The organism is Anabaena sp. WFMT (assembly GCF_051781005.1).
Classification (GTDB): Bacteria; Cyanobacteriota; Cyanobacteriia; order Cyanobacteriales; family Nostocaceae; genus Anabaena.
This window is the reverse complement of the sequence record NZ_JBPWOA010000026.1, coordinates 234,631-256,204: the sequence shown is the minus strand read 5'-3', so window position 1 is coordinate 256,204 and position 21,574 is coordinate 234,631. Positions and strand designations below refer to the sequence as shown.

Below are 21,574 nucleotides of genomic sequence, written 5' to 3'. Positions count from 1 at the left end.
GCTTTAGCTTAGGAATTTATATACACCTCTGTTTTACTATTTAGGATTAGTATATATGCCCAATAAAGTTTCGGTAATCATACCATGTTTTAATTCTGGAAAATGGTTAGTGGAAGCAATTGATAAATGCTTGCAGCAGACCTATCCCCATATTGAAATCATTGTTATTGATGATGGTTCGACGGATAATTCTCTAGATATTATCAAAGGCTATGGTGATAAAATTATCTGGCGAAGTTTATCCCATAAAGGAGGCAATTATGCCCGAAATTTAGGCTTTAATTTATCTCAAGGAAAATATATTCAATACCTAGATGCAGATGATTATATTTTACCTGAAAAGATAGAAAGACAAATCAATTTTTTAGAAGCAACAGGTGCAGATGTTGTGTATGGTGACTGGAGACATCAGCATCATTTAGCTAATGGTTCTAGTTTTCTGGATAAGATAGAAGTTTCTGAAAATCAAGATGATATTTTAGCGGCTTTATTAGCTAATTGGTGGGTGGCTTTGGCTGCTTTAATGTATAAAAGAAATGTAGTAGAAAATAGCGGTGGATGGGATGAAAATTTACTTGCAGCCCAGGATAGAGATTTTTTTCTATCAGTGGCCATGACTGGAGCTAAAGTTGTATATCAACCAGGCTGTTATGCTATTTATAGGCGTTATGGTTCTGTCACAGTTTCTACTTCTTCTAAAGCACGCTGGTTAAAAAGCCACTATCTAGTATTAAAGAAAGCAGAGCAGCAACTATTGCAGAAAAACCAACTTTCGATGATATATCGTCAGGCTTTAGCTAAATCATATTTTGAACTTGCGAGAGAAGCTCTATTATTTGACTATGAACAATATTTGATGTTTTTAGAAGAGGCTTTTGTGATGTTTCCAGAGTTTAAAGCCAATAGTAAAAGAAAATTTTATCGGCTGGTGCAAAATATTGTAGGCTTTCGGCAAACTGAACGAATTGCTTGTGGCATTTTGTTTTTCAAAAAGTTTGTTACCAAAACGATGCTTAGTGCCGAGTAAAAAAGTAAAATTATAGCGGTATTAGCTTCTGAATTCTGCTTCCCAGTTGTTTGACTATTTAGATGGATTCTGTAGATAATAGAAACGGAGTAAAAAAAATTATATAATGGCAAAATGCGATTGATTCTCTACAGTAAACCCGGTTGTCATCTCTGTGAAGGCTTACAAGAAAAGCTAGAACAAATCCAAAATCTTAGTTTAAAGTTAGAAATTCGGGATATTACTACCCGTGAAGATTGGTTTGCGGCGTATCAGTATGAAATACCTGTAATGTATCTAGTACTAGATGATGCAGAGGTTGAACAACCTTTACCCCGTCCTTCTCCCCGTGCAAGTGTCAAGCAATTGGAACAAATGCTCCACAAGTATCTGTCCAATCCAGAAAAAAATAATGCAGAATAGGCGCAGAGAAAGCTTGTGGAAAGGTGTAGTCAATGAAATTGCAAGAATTATTAGCAACGGTGGAAGGTCTGGTAAATCCTAATTTGGCGGATGTGGAAGTTAAGGGAATCAAGACTAATTCCCATGCTTGCGGTGTGGGTGATTTGTTTATTGGGATGCCTGGTACAAGGGTAGATGGTGGGGATTTTTGGCCGAGTGCTTTGGCTGCTGGTGCAGTTGCAGCGGTTGTTTCTCCCCAAGTGATTGAGAAAAATCCGCCTAAATCGACAGATGTGGTGATTAGCGCCGATAATATGAATCGAGCTTGCGCCCAAATCGCCGCCGCTTTTTATGGTTATCCAGGACAAAAACTCCAGTTGGTGGGTGTGACTGGGACAAATGGTAAAACGACTACTACTCATTTGATTGAATATTTTCTCACGAAAGCTAGTTTACCTACGGCTTTGCTGGGAACTCTCTACACTCGTTGGCCGGGTTTTGAACAAACTGCTGTTCACACCACGCCTTTTGCGGTGGAATTACAACAACAGTTAGCTACAGCGGTTGATGCAGGTTGTGAGTTTGGGGTGATGGAAGTCAGTTCCCACGCTTTAGCACAGGGTAGGGTTTTGGGTTGTCCGTTTGAGGTGGGGGTGTTTAGCAATCTCACCCAAGACCATTTGGACTATCACACGGATATGGAGGATTATTTTGCAGCGAAGGCGCTGTTATTTAGTCCTGATTATCTCCAAGGAAGGGCAGTTATTAACGCTGATGATGAATATGGAAAACGGTTAATTGCGTCTTTGAGTGGAGAACGGGTTTGGAGTTATAGCGTTAATGATAATAATGCTGATTTTTGGATGAGTGGTTTAAGTTATCAACCAAATGGTGTGAGTGGAATGTTGCATACACCAAAGGGTGATATTGCTTTTAATTCGCCTTTGGTTGGTCAATATAATTTAGAAAATTTGTTGGCTGCGGTGGGTGCAGTTTTACATTTGGGGTTAGATTTGCACTTGGTAGCAAATGCCATTTCTGATTTTCCTGGTGTTCCTGGCAGGATGGAACGGGTACAAATTAGTGATGACCAAGATGTGAGCGTGATTGTAGATTATGCCCACACTCCTGATAGTTTGGAGAACTTGCTCAAAGCTGCACGGCCGTTTATCCCTGGAAAGATGATTTGTGTGTTTGGTTGTGGGGGCGATCGCGATCGCACTAAACGTCCTAAAATGGGAAAAATCGCCGCCCAGTTAGCTGATGTAGCTGTAGTAACTTCAGATAATCCTCGCACTGAAGACCCGGAAAAGATTCTACAAGATGTGTTAGCAGGGATTCCTGAGACTGTTACACCAATGGTAATTTGCGATCGCGCAACTGCCATTCACACCGCTATTTTACAAGCTCAACCCGGTGATGGCATATTGTTAGCTGGTAAAGGTCACGAAGATTACCAAATTCTCGGTACAGAAAAAATCCACTTTGACGACCGAGAACAGGCACGGGAAGCTTTACAAAAGAGGGCAGGTGATAGGTGACAGGTTACAGGGAGCAGGGGGAAATTTATTTAAACCCAATCCCCACCCAGTTCAATCTAATAATCGAGCGTCAGAAAGGTGAGAAGTTGTCATAAATCAGTTAAATTAACTATGGAGTTGCTGATTGTAAAACACCAGTCGCCAAGAATTTAGTTCCTAAATCTGCTTCCTTTGAGCCACCATAGAGGCCAATATGCCAAGAACACAGAAAAACGATAACTTTGTTGACAAATCCTTCACCGTCATGGCAGACCTGATCCTCAAACTGCTGCCAGCTAACAGAAAAGCTAAAGAAGCATTTGTCTATTACCGAGATGGAATGTCCGCTCAGGCAGAAGGGGAATATGCCGAAGCACTGGATTACTATGAAGAAGCTCTCACACTAGAGGAAGACTCCAATGATCAGAGTTATATTCTCTACAATATGGGGCTGATTTACGCTAGTAATGGCGACCACACCAAGGCTTTAGAATATTATCACCAGGCTGTTGAGTTAAATCCTCGTCTACCCCAAGCTTTGAATAACATCGCGGTAATTTATCACTTCCAAGGTGAAAAAGCCAAAGAAGAGGGAGATAACGACGCTGGAGAAGCTTTGTTTGACCAAGCCGCAGATTATTGGATTAGAGCAGTTCGCATGGCTCCTAATAATTACATTGAAGCCCAAAACTGGTTAAAGACCACAGGGCGATCGCAAATTGACGTATTCTTTTAACTCCGGATCAAAAACCTGTTAGGGTGTATTGCCATACGCCCCTACTATTGACTATTTACAAACCATGATTGATCGTGAACAAGTTCGCAAAGTTGCTAATCTCGCTCGTTTAGAATTGACACCAGACGAAGAAGAGCAATTTACCACCCAACTGGGCAGCATTCTGGAGTATATCGAACAACTGAGTGAACTTGATGTCACCGATGTTCCCCCAACAACTAGAGCTATTGATGTCAGCAATGTGACAAGAGAAGATCGCCTACAGCCCTACCCTGACCGAGAAGCCATCCTCCGCAGCGCCCCTGAGCAGGAAGGTGACTTTTTCAGAGTACCAAAAATCCTGAATGCTGATTAGAACTGCCAGAGATTCTGTCGCAAAAAATAAAAAATGGACATTTTGATAATCCCTTGGGCTTGAACCAGGGGATTATTTGTAAGCGTTTTTAGAAAAATCTGGTGTCCTCTCAGCAATTTCCAATATTTCTCTTCATACTCTTGGTAAACGTCTTACTCTGCTTGATTGGTTGCCAACCAGTTAAACAAATCCTCAATAGCTGTAAAATCTAACAACGCTTCACCCAGTGCTTCCAACTGATTTAGAGAAAGAGTTTGGATTTGCTTCCTAATTTCTTCTGGTAATTTTCCAAAGCGTTTTTTTAGTTGTCGTACCACAAGATTTTGCTCACCTTCTTGTTTACCTTCTGCCATGCCTCGTTCGTAGCCAATGCGCTCACCTGTAGTAATGTAGGTCATACTCCGCTCCTGTTCAAATTGTTTAAATTCTTGCCAAAACTCCGCTTCTAATGCTTTTGGTAACATCATAACCCAGTCGATAAAGCGGTAAAGGTTACGAATATCCTTTTCTTGCAAACCTTGCTCATACAATCGTCGAATTAAGCTAAATTTCCAGTTTTTGCGTTCTTGTGGTTTTTTACTGGTTTGTTGTGTCTTTAAATGTGCCATTACCACCGTTGCAAAAGGATTATCGCTGGCTTCTAATTCTGCCCAACGGTTTTGGTAATCTAGCAGTTTGACTGTGCCAAATTCAAAGTTTAATCTGGTATCAGGATAATTATAACTGTATTGGTTTGGTCGCCATTTGGGGTCTGAATCGCATAAAATAGCAAGACTAATGGCAGGTTTGCCAAAACGGTCAAAAATACGCAGGTTGTAGGAGAACATCCTTTGAGGAAAGATTTCTTCTGGTTTACCTTGGATTTCTAAATGTATCAACAGCCAAATTTCTTCTCCTTGGTGTTGCCAGGCTTTGACTAATTTATCTGCATATCTTCTTCCTTGTTCTGCGTCACGGGCTATTTGTTGAAATTCTTTATCGAGAAATTCGTGGGGACGTTCCCAGTTGATTAATGCGGCTGTTTGCGGGAAGAAAAATTGCATTGCTTGGGGAAAGTATGCTTCTAATATTTCTTTCCACGGGCTATCTTGGTCGGCTCTTTGGCGTTCTTTGGTCATGTGTTAATTGGTAAATGGTAAGGTTATTCTATATTGTTATTGATGGGTTAAGAAAGTCTGTTTACAGGGATTTTTAGATAAATGAACTACATTTTTTTATCTCACGCAGAGACGCAGAGGCGCAAAGGAAGAGAGAAACAAGAGTTTGATGTAAATAGATGAAAAATTCTGTCGCAAGTAAATTCACCATTCAAATCGGATTACTTCTTCAATATGAGCAGGTAATTTAGTATCTTGATCGATATTTGCTGATTCAATCTGGTGTAATTCTAGATTTTTGGTTTCAGACAAGTCTACTTTTTGCAAGTTTGCTTCAGAAAGGTTTGTAAAGTGCAAGTTAGTTCCTGCTAAAGGAAAGGACTCTTGTAGGGTTGTTTGATAAAGATTTGCCTGGTACAAGTTAGCTCCCGCAAGGTTCACTTTTTGCAAAATTGCTTCCGAAAGATTTACCCATTGGATACTAGAACCCCAGAAACATACATCTTGCAACCTAGCTTTTTGGAACGAAGTACCGTCCAAGTTGCTGCAAATGAAGTCAACTCTCTTTAAGTTTGCTCTATCAAGATTTGCTCCTCTGATATCAATCCAATTTAAATCCAACCTCTGATTTTCCTGCTCATTTTCGCAGTTACGTCGTCCTATAACAGTAAGGGCTGCTTGAATATCTATCCGAAGTTTTAGTATTTTCTCCTTCTCTCCTTCCTCTTCTTTCTTCAAAGGTGCATTTTCTCTCACAAAAGCAGTGAGGACTTCCATAATTGTCCAATGGTATTTTTCTGGGGAATCTTTAGCAATTTGTTCTAGGGCATAAATTCCGCCTAATTTTACTTCAATCTCTTTATTACCAAGCAATTCAATTGCTTTAGAAAAGCGTTCTGTAATTTGTTTATCTTCTGCTGCTTGTGCATTTTTATTTGCAGCTTTAGCATTTTCATTAGCAGCGTTAGCACTTCTCGATGCTTGGTAAGCATTAAAAAAAACTGCTATTCCAGCAAAAATAGTTCCTGTAGTTGTTACGGCTGAAATACCATACTGTAATCTCTTCTCTATTTCTAAACCTTTAGGATTTAAAAACGCAAAATCCGAAAAACAAAATATAAAGATAACAGTAAAAAAGAAGATAGAAAAAATAATTCCTAGAATTATCAACAAACTCTTGAAACCTTCTGTATTATTCTCAGACATAAAATTAATTTTTCTCCTCACATTTCAACAACAAGTATAGATGTAAAGTAAAACAACATTTATTGTAGGTTGGGTTGAGAAACGAAACCCAATACCCCTTGTGATCCTACCGCTAATGTTGGGTTTCACTTCGTACCCTTCGGGAAGCAAGCTACGACCCAACCTACAAAAATTGAATTTTTCACCATAAGGGGAACGCTAGAACCGATAAATATAACTCACATTCTCTCAACTACAAGCATAGGTGTAAAGAACCTTAGAAAAATCCAAACGTTTGAGTGCAGAAGGCTGAATAAAAAAGTTACCAACTCCCATATCTCCCCAAATAATTGAGTTATCATTATCAGAGTCCATTTGGAATAACAGAAAATCGTAACCTTCCCCTTCCAATAAACTTTGGCGCTCATCTTCTTGTACAAATTGGGGATACCCACCTAAACGGTGTCCTTCTAGTGAGTATTCATATTTTTCTATATATTCTTCTATGAAATCATCTGCCAGTTCTTCTAAAGAATTCTCTATTGTCTCAGTGAGATTATTCTGTTGGAAAATGGCATAAAAATAGCTTTTAAGTAAGGATGAAAACCTATAATCCCATGTACTCATAGGAGTTGATTGCACGGAAAAATTCAAGGCTAAACAGAGTTTTATTTGTAATGGAAAACATCTAGGTTCAGGTAAAAAGTCAAAATCGTTTAATAGATTATCAATATTTAAATCTGGTTCAGGAAAGTAAAGAACTCGGAAAGTTGTTTGTGCCAATGGGAGAGCATAATCTATTCCATAGGCTGTTTTACCTGATGTTTCAATATAAAACTGAAGAATACCTTTTTCTGGTAAGTCTTCTAAATTAGGGGTTTCTGCAAAGTTGATTTGTGCTAAAAGATTCAGGGGAGTACCATCTGGGGCTGTGGGATAGGTAAGATGTTTAGGAAAATATGGTAAACCACCAAATTTACTTTGCCATAAGGTAGTTTCTGTTGTTGAATATGGAGTAATTTTGATATGGGGTTTGGCAGTTGCAGTGACAAATTCATCTACACGAGATTTTAAGTCTAAGAACATCTCATATAATTCATCTGGGGTAAAATCTTTGTCATTTTCGTCTACTGGGATAGATTCGCTATCACACCAACCTTGTGTGAGTAGTTCTTGAATACTTTGATTGAAAAAAGCTTCTGCTTCAGCTTCAGAAGAGAATTCATGAAGTTGTTGATCATGTGTAACATTGCAGCCGTCTAGGTGAATGGAAGTTCTGTATCTGGAGTTTAGACGAAATATTTTATTGCGTTTCATGATAATTAACCTCAGATTATGATAAAAAATGATATTTGTAAGCTTTTATGCATTCAATTGGCATAATTTGGACAGGCAGGATGCCCGTCCCACAAGATATATAATAGACATAGGAGTGAAAAAGAATGTAGAGCCGAGAATCCCTACCCAGATCACGTCTCTACAAGAGTTCTGGAAAACGCATATTTAAATTCGGTCGATGTCTAATACAGTTTCTAGTATTTTTATCAAAACTCTATTCCAAATTGGAAATAAAAAAATTCGTAATTGATAATTCTTAAATTACGAATTACGAATTACGAATTACGAATTACGAATTACGAATTATGCTGTGACTTTAGCTAATGCTTTTTCTACAGCTTTTAATGCTTGATTGATTTCTGCTTCTGTGACAATGAGAGGAGGTACAAATCGGACGACTTTTGGCCCAGCGGGTACGAGTAATAAACCCTCATTTATGGCAGCATTAACAATCTCAGGTGCGGTTAGCGGGGAGTCTGCTTTGATTTCCATGCCGTTAATTAAGCCCCAGCCGCGCACTTCTGAGATATGCTGTGGATATTTGAGAGCGATCGCTCTTAATCCTTCTCGCAAGTGTGCGCCCTGTTCTTCCACATTCTGCAAAATGTTCTCTTTTTCCAAGGTTTGGCAGACACTCAAAGCCACACCGCAGACAAAAGGATTACCTCCAAATGTACTCGCGTGTTCCCCTGGTTGGAAAATATCGCAGAACTTCTTACTCATCATTGCACCGATAGGAATACCCCCACCTAGTCCCTTCGCACTAGTGAAAATATCCGGTTCTACACCCAGATGTTCATATCCCCATAACTTCCCACTGCGTCCCATTCCCACTTGCACTTCATCGAACACCAATAAAATGCCGATTTCATCGCAAATTTGACGCAACCTCTTGAAGTATGCAACATCCCCAGGGCGTACACCACCTTCTCCCTGCAATGGTTCAATCAAAATTGCCGCAACACGATAATTACCTTCATCTAATTCGGTAACGGCTGCTTCTACTGCTCTGATATCGTTGTAATCTACATAGTAGAAACCAGGCACTAGAGGATCAAAATACTTTTGATACTTTGGCTGTCCAGTGGCAGTGACAGTGGCTAAAGTCCGCCCGTGAAAACTGGCATTGGCAGTTAAAATGATCGGGTTAGCAATCTCTAAAACTGTGTGGGCATATTTCCGTACTAGTTTAATAGCTGCTTCGTTGGCTTCAGCGCCAGAGTTGCAGAAAAATACCCTATCAGCACAGGAATGATCAACAATCCATTTGGCTAATTCACCTTGTTCGGGAATATAGTACAAATTAGAAACATGGTGCAGTTTCTGGATTTGGCGTGTTACCGCTTCTACCATTGCTGGGTGGGCGTGTCCCAAAGTACAAGTAGCTATGCCGGCAACAAAATCCAGATATTCCTTGCCCTGGGTATCCCACACACGGCAGCCCGCACCCCGTTCTAAAGCCAATGGAAACCGGGCGTATGTGGACATGACAGCCTCGTTGAAGCTATCCGCATCGAAAGGTGTAGATGGCATAATACCTGACTCTGGGGGGATCGTGGCTTGTTCAACTAGAGTTTGGAAACTCACTACCGCTCCTCCTGAAAATCCTTTATCGTTTACTGTACTAGTTTTTTATAAATAATTAAAAATTTCTGAAAATTTCTAATTATTTCCCGCAAATAACTCTTTCTCTTAGCTTAACGCTCAGATATCCTCAAACGAGTGTCAGCAGTAAAAAAATTTGTGTATTCTACCCTTGAGCAAAAATATAAACGGATTCAACAAGAATTAATGGCTGGGGCAGTGGCCCTTGGCTTTGTGTTCCTCATTGGGACTTTATGGTATTGGTTGGTGGAGGGCTGGTCATGGGAAGATGCAGCTTACATGACTGTAATTACCTTGGCAACTGTAGGTTATGGCGAGACTCACCCGCTAGGTAGTCGCGGCAGGTTATTTACAATTGCTCTGATTTTGATGGGTGTAGTCAATATCGGTTACATTGTCAATAGATTTACAGAAGCTGTAATTCAAGGCTATTTTCAAGAAGGAATTCGACTACGGCAACAAAGGCGCTTAATGGAATCCCTTTCTGGACATTACATCATTTGTGGTTTCAGCCGAACTGGGCGACAAATTGCCAAGGAGTTTCGAGCCGAAGGGGTGACTTTTGTTGTCATTGATGCGGAGATGGAATCGGTACAAAGGGCGCAGGCAGAGGGTTACACGGCATATCAAGGTGATGCGACCTTAGATGATACGCTGTTGAAAGTTGGCATTGAACGAGCAATTTGTATTGTGGCTGCACTTCCTTCTGATGCTGAAAATTTATATATAGTTTTATCTGTAAAAACATTAAATCCTGGTATTCGAGCGATCGCACGGGCAAGTACAGAGGAGGCTTTGAAAAAGTTACAACGAGGCGGTGCAGACGCGGTGATTTCCCCTTATATTACCGGCGGTAAGCGAATGGCAGCAGCAGCCCTTAGACCTCAAGTTTTGGACTTTGTGGATGGGATTTTGACTGGTGCAGACCGCCAGTTATATATGGAAGAATTTTTACTTGACCCGACTATGTGTCCTTTTGTAGGACAAAGTTTGCAAAAAGCGAAATTGCGATCGCAATCTGGGGCTTTAGTTTTAGCTATTCGCCGTACTGATGGCAATCTGATCGGTGGACCAACTGGAGATACAGTTTTAATGCCAGGAGATACCTTAATTTGTATGGGTACGGCTGAACAATTGCAGAGTCTCAACCAAATTCTTGGCCCGATTAATTCTCAGCAACTACGAAAACCGAAGAATAGTTAGGGGATAGGAGGCAGGGGAGCAGGGAGCAGGGAGCGGGGAGCAGGGGGAAAATAAATAATTACGAATTACGAATTACGAATTAATTTATCAGTCGTTTTTGTAAAGCGACAACAACGGCTTGAGAGCGATCGCTAACTTCTAGTTTTTGCAAAATTGCATGGACGTGTACCCTAACTGTTCCTGGCGTAATGTAGAGTGACAGGGCAATTTCTTGATTTGTTTTTCTGGCTGCTAACAGTGTGAGAATTTCTCTTTCTCTTTGGGTAAGTGGATTAGCAGGTTTTGAGCTATTTTCTGAGTCAATTTGACTAGAATCAGATGTAAAATTAGACCGAATTTCTTTCGTTGCCGTTTCATCCCACCAAGATGCCCCAGTTGCAACAGAACGAAGTGCTAAAATTAATTTTTCAGCAGGAATTCCTTTGAGACAATAGCCTTGAGCGCCTGCGGCAATTAACTGCGTAATCAAGGATTTTTGAGAATGGGAAGTTAATATCAGAACTGGTAAATAGGGATATTTCTGTTTAATTTGCTGACAGGCTTCAATTCCCCCAATTCCTGGTAATCCTACATCTAAAAGCACTACATCAAGAGAATGTTGGTTGACTAACTCAATAGCTGTTTCTCCATCTTCAGCCTCAGCGATAATTTCTAACCCTGTTTCCTGTTGCAATCGCACGCGTAACCCTAAGCGAAAGAGTTCATCATCCTCAACTAGGAGAATTTTGATTGGAGTAGATACCATCTGGCACAGTTAAAGAGGACTAAAATGGTTAACAGGGAGTTTGAAAGCAAACATAGCACCGATGGGTATTCTGTTCTCTGCCCAAATTATACCGTTATGAGCTTCAATAATTTGCCGAGATAGATAAAGTCCTAATCCAGAACCTTTTGCTTGACGATTGCTATGTCCTTGATAAAATCGTTCAAATAAATGGGGGAACTGTTCAGGTTGAATACCTCCACCTGTATCCAAGATTTTCACCACTTGATAGGAAGCTTGGGATTCTAACACCACTTCAACACGTTCACTACGTCGAGAATGATTGATAGCATTGATGAGAAGATTGGTAAAAACTCGTTGCAGTTGGAGGGCATCACCTTTAACCCAAAGCGATTGTCGCCAATCAGAGTCACCATAGTTAAGTGAGAGATAAACGCGACGACTAGAAGCTAACTCAGAGAGAGTAGCAGCGGTATCTTCTGCCAAGATAGCTAAATCCACAGGTGCTAAGACTAGTTTTAAACCTTCAGTATCATTGCGATAAATATCTAATAAAGTTTCTAGCAATTGTAGGGAAGTTTGATGACTGCGTGTCATTGTCGCCAAAACTTTTTGCTGTGCTGGTAAAACGACACCAAACTTTTCTTGTTCAAAAGCTTTGAGAGTTTCAATTGCGCCTAATAGGGGCGTTTTTAAATCATGGGTGAGAGTAGAAGCAAAGTCTTCTCGCACTCTAGATAACTCCTCTTGAGCTTCCAACTTAGCATGGGTGATAGCGATCGCATCTTCCGAACGACGCAAGCGATCGCTCAAAACACCTGTAACAATCAAAGCCATTCCTGCGATCGCTCTACTGGCTATAGTAGAAATCTTCATCTCTTCACCTCCTGGCACTACAAGATTGAGCATAGTTAAGCACACAGCAATAAAGGTCGCTTGAAAGTTTCCACGCCTTCCCAACCAGGAGTTTGCTAACAAAATTGGCCCCGTGTAGAGGTAGCCAAACACATATTCAGTTGGTGTAGAGTACTCCAAAACTAGCGCAATTATAAATAAAACAGCGATGAGCAAATATTTGCCTAAAGACGATTCTTGATCAGGTAATTTAGCTTGGAAATATACCATTTAAAAAACAATAACTATTATTTATTGTGTGAACTAAAAAAGTAAGAATTCAGGAGTCAAAATAATTCGTAATTCGTAATTCGTAATTGCAAGCAGTGGATGCTTGAACCTACCACTAATTGTAGACCACTAAATCTTGTATTTAGTGGGGGCTTGTACCCTCTTTAATTACGAATTACGAATTACGAATTAGTAATTATTTGGTCAGGAGGAACAAAGAAAGAAGAAGGAAATTTCTCCCCCTGACTGTTAAGAGTTCCCTGCTATATCAAACATTTTGTATCCTGAATCCTTACTAAAAAAATTATATAGCAATTCCAAATTCAGATGTGAACGCTCAAGCGTGCCGTAAACAAACATCTCTTTTTCTCTAGCTCTGCGCTCTCTGCGTCTCTGCGGTTCGTCTTCCAGCACGATACAGGAACACAATTTAATCTTACACTGATTAATGCCCAATTATTTACCATCCTCAAAGAGTTTATCTAAAAAATAAACAGTTGATATAGATATTAACTAAACGCACTAAACATTTATATATAAAAAATAAACTCTGTTTTATATCCCTCTATTACTTGTTTTAGTTCATAAAATAATTGATGATACAAATTATTACAACTTAGAGAAGTAAGAATTCAGGAGTCAGCCCTATGGCTAACGCCACGCTCCGCTATCGACTTGTCTTCGACACACTACGTGAACGCTCAGGGCAAGGAGTCAGAATGCTTATGAAATGAAGAATAGAGAGAAGAGAGATTTTATCAAAATCATCAAAGTTGACTAAAAAAGCTTTATGGGACTTCCAAATAAAAAAATGTACAAAAATTTCTTGTGGTGCGGGCATCTTGCCCGCAAATTATCAAGGACGGGCAGGATGCCCATCCCACAAGACTGGATAATTTATTTTCTGGTGTTCCCTATTCTCCTGACTTTTGTATTCTCTATCCTGAATACTTACCTTAGAGAATATTATCGAACAGAATTCTGACTTCTGAATTCTTCTTCAATCAGCACTCATTACTCTCCAGGAGATTTTCTAAAACAATGTTACAAGGATGGATACAAATTGCATTGACATTACTAATAGTCATAGCAACAACTCCCTTACTTGGGAAATATATAGCACAGGTTTTTCTAGGAGAAAAAACACTCCTTGATAGAGTTTTAAATCCCCTAGAAAAAGTAATTTACACCTTAAGCGGAGTGCGTCCCCATGATGAAATGACAGGCTGGCAATATACCCAAGCGGTGCTGTATAGCAACCTCATCATGGGGATTTTAGTTTATTTAATCTTGATGCTTCAGGGATGGCTACCATTAAATCCCACAGGGCTAAATGCGCCGAATTGGCATTTAGCACTGCACACCACACTTTCCTTTCTTACCAACACAGACCAACAACATTATTCTGGTGAAACAACCTACAGTTATGCCAGCCAAACATTTGCTTTAGGTTTTTTAATGTTTACCTCAGCAGCCACAGGATTAGCGGTGGGAATCGCCTTTATTCGCGGTTTAACTGGTAGGACTTTAGGCAACTTTTATATTGATTTAAGCAAATCAATCACCCGAATTTTGCTACCTATGTCTGTTGTAGGGGGATTGTTGTTAATGATGGCAGGAGTACCCGAAACCCTTGCAGGAGTGGAAACAGCGACCACATTAGAAGGAGCAACACAAGCGATCGCACGAGGACCCGTTGCCCACTATGAAATTATCAAACAAATTGGCGAAAACGGTGGTGGCTTCTTTGGCATTAACTCAGCCCATCCTTATGAAAATCCCAATGGATTTACAAACTTATTAGAAACCTGGGCAATGATATCCATTCCCTCAGCATTTATTTACACATACGGCGTATTTGCTAACAATATTAAACAATCCTGGTTAGTCTTCTGGATGGTTTTTATCATCTTCATCATTTTAGTAGGTGTAGCCGCAATTGGTGAATACCAAGGAAATCCCCTCGTTAACAACCTATTAGGAGAACAACAACCCAACTTAGAAGGCAAAGAAGTCAGATTTGGTTGGGCGCAAACAGCACTATGGGCAGTAATGACCACAGCCACCATGTGCGGTGCTGTCAATGGAATGCACGACTCCCTCATGCCACCAGGAGGATTTGCCACTCTTTTTAACCTCTTCCTACAAATTATTTGGGGAGGACAAGGAACCGGGACAGCATATTTATTTCTCTACTTAATTTTGGCAGTCTTCCTAACAGGGTTAATGGTAGGACGCACCCCAGAATTTTTAGGACGCAAAATAGAGAAAAAAGAAATTGTTCTAGCCAGCGTAGTTTTATTAATTCACCCCTTCGCCATTTTAATTCCTTGGTCAATTGTATTTGCTTTTCCTGATGCACTAGGAGGAATTACTAACCCAGGTTTTCATGGAGTTTCCCAAGTAGTTTATGAATATGCTTCCGCCGCAGCTAACAACGGTTCTGGTTTTGAAGGATTGGGAGATGGAACTTTGTGGTGGAACCTCAGCACCAGCGTCAGCATTTTAGCAGGGCGTTATATCTCCATAATTGCTCTACTACTGTTAGCAGATAGTATGTCTCGCAAGCAACTTGTGCCTATCAGCGCAGGTACTTTGAGAACCGATACCAGACTATTTACTGGCATCACCGGAGGAGTGATTTTAATTCTTGGGGCGCTCACCTTCTTCCCCGTACTAGTTTTAGGCCCCATTGCCGAAGCATTTTTGATTAGCAGAGGTGGGTAGGATAAAACCTCCGCGTACCTCTGCGCTGACCTCCGCGACCCTCTGCGTTACAAAAACAACTAAAATTCCATGACAACTACAAAAACTCGACAACAACGCAAACATACACCCAAAGCCAAAACTGCGGGACTCTACTCCAGGGCATTTAAACAAGCATTTATCAAACTCAACCCACGCAATATGCTGAAAAATCCAGTCATGTTCCTGGTGTGGGTAGGTACGATTATTACAGCCTTAGTGACAATTGACCCCAATTTATTTGGAACTACAACTGGTAACAACCCGCGACTTTTTAACGGACTAATTACCATAATTCTGTTCTTCACCGTTGTTTTTGCTAACTTTGCTGAAGCTGTGGCAGAAGGAAGAGGTAAAGCTCAAGCTGACTCTCTCCGCGCCACAAAAGCTGATGTTACAGCCCGAAAAATTCTCCCTGATGGTTCTATTCAAGAAGTTAATTCCACTAGCTTAGGTCGTGGCGACCAAATTAAAGTTATCTCTGGTGATTTTATTCCCGCAGACGGAGAAGTAATTGCTGGTTTGGCCTCTGTTGATGAATCAGCTATTACTGGAGAATCAGCACCAGTCTTAAAACAACCGGGGACTGATATTGCTAGTTCTGTGACTGGAGGAACTCGCATTATTTCTGATGAACTGATTATTAGAATTACATCAGAACCAGGTCAAGGTTTTATTGACCGAATGATTGCTTTGGTAGAAGGCGCTTCCCGCAGTAAAACCCCCAATGAAATTGCTTTAACTGTACTTTTAGCAGTTTTAACTCAAGTTTTTTTAGTGGTAATTGTCACCTTGCCTACAGTTTCAGTTTATGTCAAGTCACCCGTCAGTATTGCAGTATTAATCGCCTTATTAGTGGCGTTAATTCCGACTACGATTGGGGGATTATTAAGCGCAATTGGAATTGCGGGAATGGATAGAGTAGCTCAATTTAACGTCATTGCTACCTCTGGAAGGGCTGTAGAAGCTTGCGGAGATATTAACACTTTAGTTTTAGATAAAACAGGAACGATTACTTTAGGAAACCGTATGGCGGAGGAATTTATTCCTGTTCAAGGTCACTCACTCCAGGAAGTTGCTCAAATTTCCCTTGATTCTAGTGTGTTTGATGAAACACCAGAAGGAAAATCAATCATTAAGTTAGCAGAAAAATTAGGTGCAAAATTAAATTTCGACTCGAAACAAGCAGAAGGTATTGAATTTTCAGCCAAAACCCGTATGAGTGGTATTGATTTAGCAAATGGAGTGCAAATTCGCAAAGGTGCTGTAGATGCAATTAAAGGATTTGTCCGTTCTCGGAATGGAAAATTAACCCCAGAACTAGATGTAGCTTATGAACGAATTTCTAGATTAGGTGGAACGCCATTAGCAGTCTGTCAAGATGGTGATATTTTTGGTGTAATTTACCTCAAAGATATTATCAAACCAGGCATTCAAGAAAGATTTGGTCAAATGCGCCGGATGGGTATTAAAACCATTATGCTCACAGGAGATAATCGCATTACTGCTTCTGTTATCGCCAAAGAAGCAGGTGTAGATGACTTTATTGCCGAGGCAACTCCAGAAGATAAAATTGAAGTAATTCGTAACGAACAAGCCCAAGGAAAATTGGTGGCAATGACTGGAGATGGTACTAATGATGCTCCAGCTTTAGCTCAGGCAAATGTCGGAGTGGCAATGAATTCTGGTACACAAGCCGCAAAGGAAGCGGCTAATATGGTTGATCTAGATTCTGACCCAACCAAATTAATAGATATCGTCACTATTGGTAAACAATTACTAATTACTCGTGGCGCATTGACTACTTTCTCTATTGCTAATGATGTGGCTAAATACTTTGCCATTATTCCGGCTATTTTCCCAGGGATTGGTGTTAGTAGTCTCAATATTATGGGTTTAGTAAGTACCCAATCTGCTGTTTTATCAGCTTTGATTTACAATGCTTTAATCATTCCGGCTTTGATTCCCTTGGCATTAACTGGTGTAAAATTTAGATCCCTAACGGCTGATCAACTTTTACAACGCAATATTTTTATCTATGGATTAGGTGGTGTGGTTGCTCCTTTTATCGCTATCAAAATCATTGATGTTCTGATTTCATCTGTAGGACTAGCTTAAAATATGAACAGGACGGGCAAGACTTGTACTGAGCTTGTCGAAGTATGCCCATCCCACAAGAATTGTATGAAACTATGACGGGCAAATTATAGATTTTTGAACTTAATACCAAATAAACTCCGCGTTACTCTGCGCTAACCTCAGCGTCCCTTTGCGTTTAAACTCCATAAACCTCTAAAATCATGAACGAATTATCAGAAATATTTGCATTTGCAACTTGTCAACGCAATCGCATTCCTGTAAATCTCTTTTTACTGCTTTGTTTAAATGTATTACTAGCACCAGCAGTACAAGCGGCGACACCAGGATCAGAATCAAGGTTTCCAGCTTACACGATCACTTTGTTAGGACTTGTTACCCTGTCCCTTTGTATTTATTTATTTGTTGTGATTTTTCAACCTGAGAGATTTTAATTACGTATTATTAAATTGGGTGAAAACAATAGCGCAGTTCAAGAGAATCAGGACTTACGCAACTGGCAGATTAGCTGGTGCGTCAGATGTTGAAAATCTGTTCATTATCACCAAATAATCCAATCTGACGTGGTTGGTGAGCTTGCCGAACCACACCCTACAAAAGACTAGGACTTACGCAAAAACTCTCCCAATCCCTTATTTCTCTGTGTCCTCTGCGGTTCGTTAGTCCTAAAAATATTGAATATTTTGTAAATGGAGAAATTTTCAAATGAGTCAGAGATATCAAATTAGTAAAGCGATTCGTTCAACTTTAGTTTTGTGGTTGTTAACAGCTTTTATCTATCCGTTATTTATGTTGATTTCGGGACAAATCGCGTTTTCTAATCAAGTTAACGGTAGCTTAATTACAAATTCCCAAGGAACGGTAATTGGTTCAGCGTTAATTGGTCAACCATTTACAAGCGAAAAGTATTTCTGGAGTCGTCCCAGTACTACTAACTACAGCACTGCAAACCCAAAAAATGATGATGCTAGTATTTTGAAAACTGGGGTATCTGGTGCTAGTAACCTCGCTCCCAGTAATCCAGAATTGTTAAAACGCATTAACGGGACTGACGGTGAAATCAATCGTCTGAAAAGAGCGGGTGTACAACCTACTGCTGATTTAGTTTACACTTCTGGTTCTAGTCTTGACCCCCACATTACTCCTGAAGGTGCGAAGGTGCAAATTGCCAGGGTAGCCAAAGCGCGAGGAGTTCAGCCACAGAAGTTGGAAACTTTGATTTTGCAAAACACTGATGGTCGGTTTTTGGGTATTTTTGGTGAACCTGGGGTGAATGTTTTCAAGCTAAATCTAGCACTGGATAAAATGAGTTAGGTAATTCCAACCTCCATCCAACCATGCAGAGGTGCGATCGCTTTTGTGACTGACTCAATCATTTCTGGGGGTGCTTCGGAAAGCAAAATACTGGGATAAACCGCAGTACCCCATTGAGGATGAACCAGTACACAACATTGATTTTTAATAACTGCATAATCTAGTAAAGCTTTAGCTACTGCTGTGTCATCGTGGGGAACTGGGCCAGGATGGGAAAGCAAGGGATAGCCAGTGCGGGGATCAATGATGTCTGTTAAATAACCGCGATCGCGCAAATTAAATGCCACATCACAACCAAACCGCATAAATTTTTCCCGCAATCTTTCTTTTTCTGTTTCTATTTGTGCTGTCTTTTCCTCTAGTTGATATCTTGATTGCTGCAATACAACCACTACCCACAAAAACTGTTGCTGTTTCCAATCTGGTAAAATCTGTTCGCAGTTGGCACAGATATACTGACTGGGATTATGAATAGAAATTTGAACAGCTTGTCCCGTTTTGCCAACTAAATTAATGGGATAGTTTTGCTCTGAAGTGCAAACGCTGGGATAATTCACCACATTTATGCGGGTTTTGCAAGTTTATGATTTTATTCTTTGAATATGATGATAACCCTGAAAACTTCCAAAAAATCATCCCATTTTGTTGATATTTAAAGTTGAGCAAAACAAACATCCAAATTTCATCCAATTTTCATAACCAATTTTATACCGATTTAACTGAGCTTTAAAGCATTAACTGGAACCTCATCCCAAGAATTGACTAACCGTAATTGTGCAACCCAACCATCTGCTTTTTGCTTCTCGGTTAAACCTTTTTGAAATGATTCATGACAATCTTGAGCTTGAGACTCATTACAACAAGCAATACAGGCATAAATCATTCCCGACGGATCAATTTGCTCATTTACCCAAATTGCCATAGACTTTTCCTTCAATATCTTTTGCTAAAACGGTGATTTGTAAACAGAATACAGAATACAGAATGCAGGAGTCAGGAGTCAGGAGTCAGGAGTCAGGAGTCAGGGTCAGAATGAATTAATGAATTGGAGAATCATTTCTCATCAATTGTAGAGTCTCCTGGTAGTTTAGGAAAAATCGGTAATGAGTAAAGGTAAAATCTCATTACCAATTATCTCATTCAGGTTTTTGAGTTGCGATCGCTAATTTGGCTCCTTGCACCTGACGCAAACGATCCATAACTCCCACTACCTGACCGTGAGTAGCATTCTGATCAGCGTTAATAATGACTACTACTTCTGTATTAGTACCCATTAATTCCCGCACGTTTTCAGGCAAACTTTTCAGGGTTACTTCTTGACGATTTAGACTAATTTTGCCACCTTGGTCTACCGTTACCGTAATTGGTACTGCTGCTGCTTGTGATTTTGCTGTTGCTGCTTTTGGTAAATTAACTGGTAATCCTTCCGACCGGGTTAAAAATAAAGTTGACATGATGAAAAATGTCAAAATTGCAAAGATGACATCAATCATCGGCACAATATTAATTTGGGCTGGCAAATCTGGTTCGTCGGGTAAACGCATAGAACTTATCAGAAAATGGGCTAAAAACTCCGGAATTGACCCCTAAAAACCGTTGAAATGACGATCACGGAAGCTCAAAAACTTTTTAGAGTTTAATGTCTTTTAAGCCGGAGATGTACGCGGAGCATTACTGCAAGGTAAGCTGATTAAGCAGTTTAATGCTCAACGACTTGATAATATATTAACCCAAGTTACTATTTATCTAAATTAAGGCTGGTAATTGGTAATTGGTGATAAAATCCCAGACTTCATCCTGTTCATCCTTAAATCCTGGAAATCCTGTTAGCGTAGCTTGGCGTTAGCCATATCTGACAGTTTCCCTAACTAGCAACTTACGTTAGTACAAACCGACGCAAGTAAACCCACCATTAAAGTGGGTGTAAAATCACTGCTTTGAAACCCTTGTGAAAGGTATGGGTATTTACGCCGTGTTGTACTAGGGATTTGAACTCGTATCTGGGCTAGAGGTCGGTTGTGGAGTTGGAACCTTGGTGGACGATTCAGGAGGAGCTACGTTAATCGTCGTGTTCTGTGGAGCAGTAGCAGGCTGTGAATTATTAGGGACAATCACATTAACATCTGTCTTGCCTTCTCTAGGTGCTTGCGACTTTGGAACGTCAACTTTAACATTGATATTAGGCGCATTTTGTGGAGGAGCAGGAACAGCCACTGGTACTGGAACACGCTCAACAGTATTCGTCCTTTCAATGATAGTTGTCTGTTTAGCTGGCTGTTGAGGAGCCGCAGGAGCAGGTGTAACAATTACCGGATTGCTTGGTGGCCGCCCCCAGAGATAGAAAGCAATTCCACTCAGTCCTAACAAAGCGGTAATACCGATACCAATTAACAAGCCACCAGCAGCATTATTTTGATCGCGTACTTTTAGCGTTTCGTTCTTGAGATTTGTTCCAGAAACACGACCATCAGAGAAACCGTCTCCATAAGAAGTCACTTTATCTTCACGGTTATCAGGATTAGGATTTTTGGGGTTAGTCATAGTCGCTACCAGAAATAATGGGTGGAATTAAAATACAAACGAATAGAATTTCTGCAAATGTCACACGCAATGTTTTTAAAATTTCTCCTTTAGGGTGAACCAGACTCAAAAATTCGGCAATAATACAGATTTTTGACATCTGATGCACCCAATATGCCAGTTGCATAAGTCTTGAAGAATTTAAAAAATCTGCCTCTGAATCAGTTAAATTTAGCAATGACTGATCAGCTTTTAAATTTCGGGTTTTGAATGTGAACCCGATATTTTTCAGACCTTAATTGAGGATGTTTTGAATATTATCTTTTACATCTTCTATCGTGTTACGAACTTGGCTTTCTACTTGTTTAGCTTTGCCAGCAGCTTGGTCTTTGAGGTCGCCTGTAATATTGCCAGCAGCTTCTTGACTTTTGCCTTCAATATTCTTAGAAACGGCTTTTGCTCTTCCTGATAAATTCAGATTACTTTTCACGTCTTCTATCGTGTTACGAACTTGGCTTTCTCCTTGTTTAGCTTTGCCAGCAATTTGGTCTTTTCGGTTGCCTGTAATATTGCCGACTGCTTCTTGACTTTGCCCTTCAATA

Annotated in this window: 22 protein-coding genes; 10 read left to right on the top strand and 12 right to left on the bottom strand. The window is 40.1% G+C overall.

The features are described from left to right. Positions 1-55 precede the first annotated feature (55 nt). From ACSQ6I_RS18075 to gatC, 5 genes are all read left to right on the top strand, one after another. Positions 56-1,027 carry a glycosyltransferase family 2 protein gene (locus ACSQ6I_RS18075; protein ID WP_438891678.1) on the top strand — a complete coding sequence of 324 codons (972 nt, stop codon included), beginning with the start codon at positions 56-58 and terminating at the stop codon, positions 1,025-1,027. Positions 1,028-1,141: 114 nt separating this feature from the next. Beyond that, positions 1,142-1,429 (top strand): glutaredoxin family protein, encoded by a 288-nt coding sequence (locus ACSQ6I_RS18070; RefSeq protein ID WP_438891677.1) that lies wholly within the window; start codon positions 1,142-1,144, stop codon positions 1,427-1,429. Between the two features lie 32 nt (positions 1,430-1,461). Then, on the top strand, positions 1,462-2,949 hold the full coding sequence (locus tag ACSQ6I_RS18065) for a UDP-N-acetylmuramoyl-L-alanyl-D-glutamate--2,6-diaminopimelate ligase (protein WP_438891676.1): 1,488 nt from the start codon (positions 1,462-1,464) through the stop codon (positions 2,947-2,949). A gap of 193 nt (positions 2,950-3,142) precedes the next feature. Then, positions 3,143-3,664 carry a photosystem I assembly protein Ycf3 gene (locus ACSQ6I_RS18060; RefSeq protein WP_323311307.1) on the top strand — a complete coding sequence of 174 codons (522 nt, stop codon included), beginning with the start codon at positions 3,143-3,145 and terminating at the stop codon, positions 3,662-3,664. 64 nt (positions 3,665-3,728) lie between these two features. Continuing rightward, positions 3,729-4,019 carry an Asp-tRNA(Asn)/Glu-tRNA(Gln) amidotransferase subunit GatC gene (gene gatC / locus ACSQ6I_RS18055; protein WP_323311308.1) on the top strand — a complete coding sequence of 97 codons (291 nt, stop codon included), beginning with the start codon at positions 3,729-3,731 and terminating at the stop codon, positions 4,017-4,019. A 152-nt stretch (positions 4,020-4,171) separates the two neighbouring features. Here the strand turns inward: gatC and ACSQ6I_RS18050 are convergent, their stop codons facing one another. From ACSQ6I_RS18050 to ACSQ6I_RS18035, 4 genes are all read right to left on the bottom strand, one after another. Next, on the bottom strand, positions 4,172-5,137 hold the full coding sequence (locus tag ACSQ6I_RS18050; RefSeq protein WP_438891675.1) for a DUF4351 domain-containing protein: 966 nt from the start codon (positions 5,135-5,137) through the stop codon (positions 4,172-4,174). A gap of 183 nt (positions 5,138-5,320) precedes the next feature. Further along, positions 5,321-6,322 (bottom strand): pentapeptide repeat-containing protein, encoded by a 1,002-nt coding sequence (locus ACSQ6I_RS18045; protein ID WP_438891674.1) that lies wholly within the window; start codon positions 6,320-6,322, stop codon positions 5,321-5,323. A 228-nt stretch (positions 6,323-6,550) separates the two neighbouring features. Continuing rightward, entirely contained in the window at positions 6,551-7,618 is a 1,068-nt protein-coding gene (locus tag ACSQ6I_RS18040) for a YwqG family protein (RefSeq protein ID WP_438891673.1), read from the bottom strand. Between the two features lie 324 nt (positions 7,619-7,942). After that, positions 7,943-9,226, bottom strand: a complete 1,284-nt coding sequence (locus tag ACSQ6I_RS18035; RefSeq protein ID WP_438891672.1) for an aspartate aminotransferase family protein — start codon at positions 9,224-9,226, stop codon at positions 7,943-7,945. Between the two features lie 156 nt (positions 9,227-9,382). Between ACSQ6I_RS18035 and ACSQ6I_RS18030 the strand changes: the two genes are divergently transcribed. Further along, a complete protein-coding gene (locus ACSQ6I_RS18030) occupies positions 9,383-10,447 on the top strand; it encodes a potassium channel family protein (protein WP_438891671.1) in 1,065 nt (354 codons plus the stop codon). Between the two features lie 79 nt (positions 10,448-10,526). Here the strand turns inward: ACSQ6I_RS18030 and ACSQ6I_RS18025 are convergent, their stop codons facing one another. Both ACSQ6I_RS18025 and ACSQ6I_RS18020 read right to left on the bottom strand, forming a co-directional pair. Further along, entirely contained in the window at positions 10,527-11,192 is a 666-nt protein-coding gene (locus tag ACSQ6I_RS18025; RefSeq protein WP_438891670.1) for a response regulator, read from the bottom strand. Between the two features lie 9 nt (positions 11,193-11,201). Then, positions 11,202-12,296 (bottom strand): sensor histidine kinase, encoded by a 1,095-nt coding sequence (locus ACSQ6I_RS18020; RefSeq protein WP_438891669.1) that lies wholly within the window; start codon positions 12,294-12,296, stop codon positions 11,202-11,204. A 1,041-nt stretch (positions 12,297-13,337) separates the two neighbouring features. Between ACSQ6I_RS18020 and kdpA the strand changes: the two genes are divergently transcribed. The 4 genes from kdpA to kdpC all read left to right on the top strand — a co-directional run bounded on the left by kdpA (position 13,338) and on the right by kdpC (position 18,452). Continuing rightward, positions 13,338-15,023 (top strand): potassium-transporting ATPase subunit KdpA, encoded by a 1,686-nt coding sequence (gene kdpA / locus ACSQ6I_RS18015; protein WP_438891668.1) that lies wholly within the window; start codon positions 13,338-13,340, stop codon positions 15,021-15,023. Between the two features lie 69 nt (positions 15,024-15,092). Further along, the gene (gene kdpB, locus ACSQ6I_RS18010; RefSeq protein ID WP_438891667.1) at positions 15,093-17,159 is read left to right on the top strand and encodes a potassium-transporting ATPase subunit KdpB; all 2,067 of its coding nucleotides are present in this window, start codon (positions 15,093-15,095) and stop codon (positions 17,157-17,159) included. Positions 17,160-17,341: 182 nt separating this feature from the next. After that, complete coding sequence (gene kdpF, locus ACSQ6I_RS18005) at positions 17,342-17,572, top strand: K(+)-transporting ATPase subunit F (protein ID WP_438891666.1); 231 nt, start codon at positions 17,342-17,344, stop codon at positions 17,570-17,572. 271 nt (positions 17,573-17,843) lie between these two features. Further along, the gene (gene kdpC, locus ACSQ6I_RS18000; RefSeq protein ID WP_438891665.1) at positions 17,844-18,452 is read left to right on the top strand and encodes a K(+)-transporting ATPase subunit C; all 609 of its coding nucleotides are present in this window, start codon (positions 17,844-17,846) and stop codon (positions 18,450-18,452) included. Here the strand turns inward: kdpC and ACSQ6I_RS17995 are convergent. The 6 genes from ACSQ6I_RS17995 to ACSQ6I_RS17970 all read right to left on the bottom strand — a co-directional run bounded on the left by ACSQ6I_RS17995 (position 18,449) and on the right by ACSQ6I_RS17970 (position 21,450). Continuing rightward, the gene (locus ACSQ6I_RS17995) at positions 18,449-19,012 is read right to left on the bottom strand and encodes a methylmalonic aciduria and homocystinuria type D protein (protein ID WP_438891664.1); all 564 of its coding nucleotides are present in this window, start codon (positions 19,010-19,012) and stop codon (positions 18,449-18,451) included. The two genes, kdpC and ACSQ6I_RS17995, sit on opposite strands and share 4 nt — an antisense overlap. 155 nt (positions 19,013-19,167) lie before the next feature. Next, entirely contained in the window at positions 19,168-19,374 is a 207-nt protein-coding gene (locus ACSQ6I_RS17990; RefSeq protein ID WP_438891663.1) for a glycogen debranching protein, read from the bottom strand. Between the two features lie 214 nt (positions 19,375-19,588). After that, positions 19,589-19,996 (bottom strand): ExbD/TolR family protein, encoded by a 408-nt coding sequence (locus tag ACSQ6I_RS17985; protein ID WP_438891662.1) that lies wholly within the window; start codon positions 19,994-19,996, stop codon positions 19,589-19,591. Between the two features lie 436 nt (positions 19,997-20,432). Next, entirely contained in the window at positions 20,433-20,993 is a 561-nt protein-coding gene (locus tag ACSQ6I_RS17980; RefSeq protein ID WP_438891661.1) for a hypothetical protein, read from the bottom strand. Further along, entirely contained in the window at positions 20,986-21,132 is a 147-nt protein-coding gene (locus ACSQ6I_RS17975) for a hypothetical protein (RefSeq protein WP_438891660.1), read from the bottom strand. The genes ACSQ6I_RS17980 and ACSQ6I_RS17975 overlap by 8 nt, the downstream gene beginning before the upstream one ends. Before the next feature lie 135 nt (positions 21,133-21,267). Continuing rightward, positions 21,268-21,450 carry a CsbD family protein gene (locus tag ACSQ6I_RS17970; protein ID WP_438891793.1) on the bottom strand — a complete coding sequence of 61 codons (183 nt, stop codon included), beginning with the start codon at positions 21,448-21,450 and terminating at the stop codon, positions 21,268-21,270. Positions 21,451-21,574: the final 124 nt, after the last annotated feature.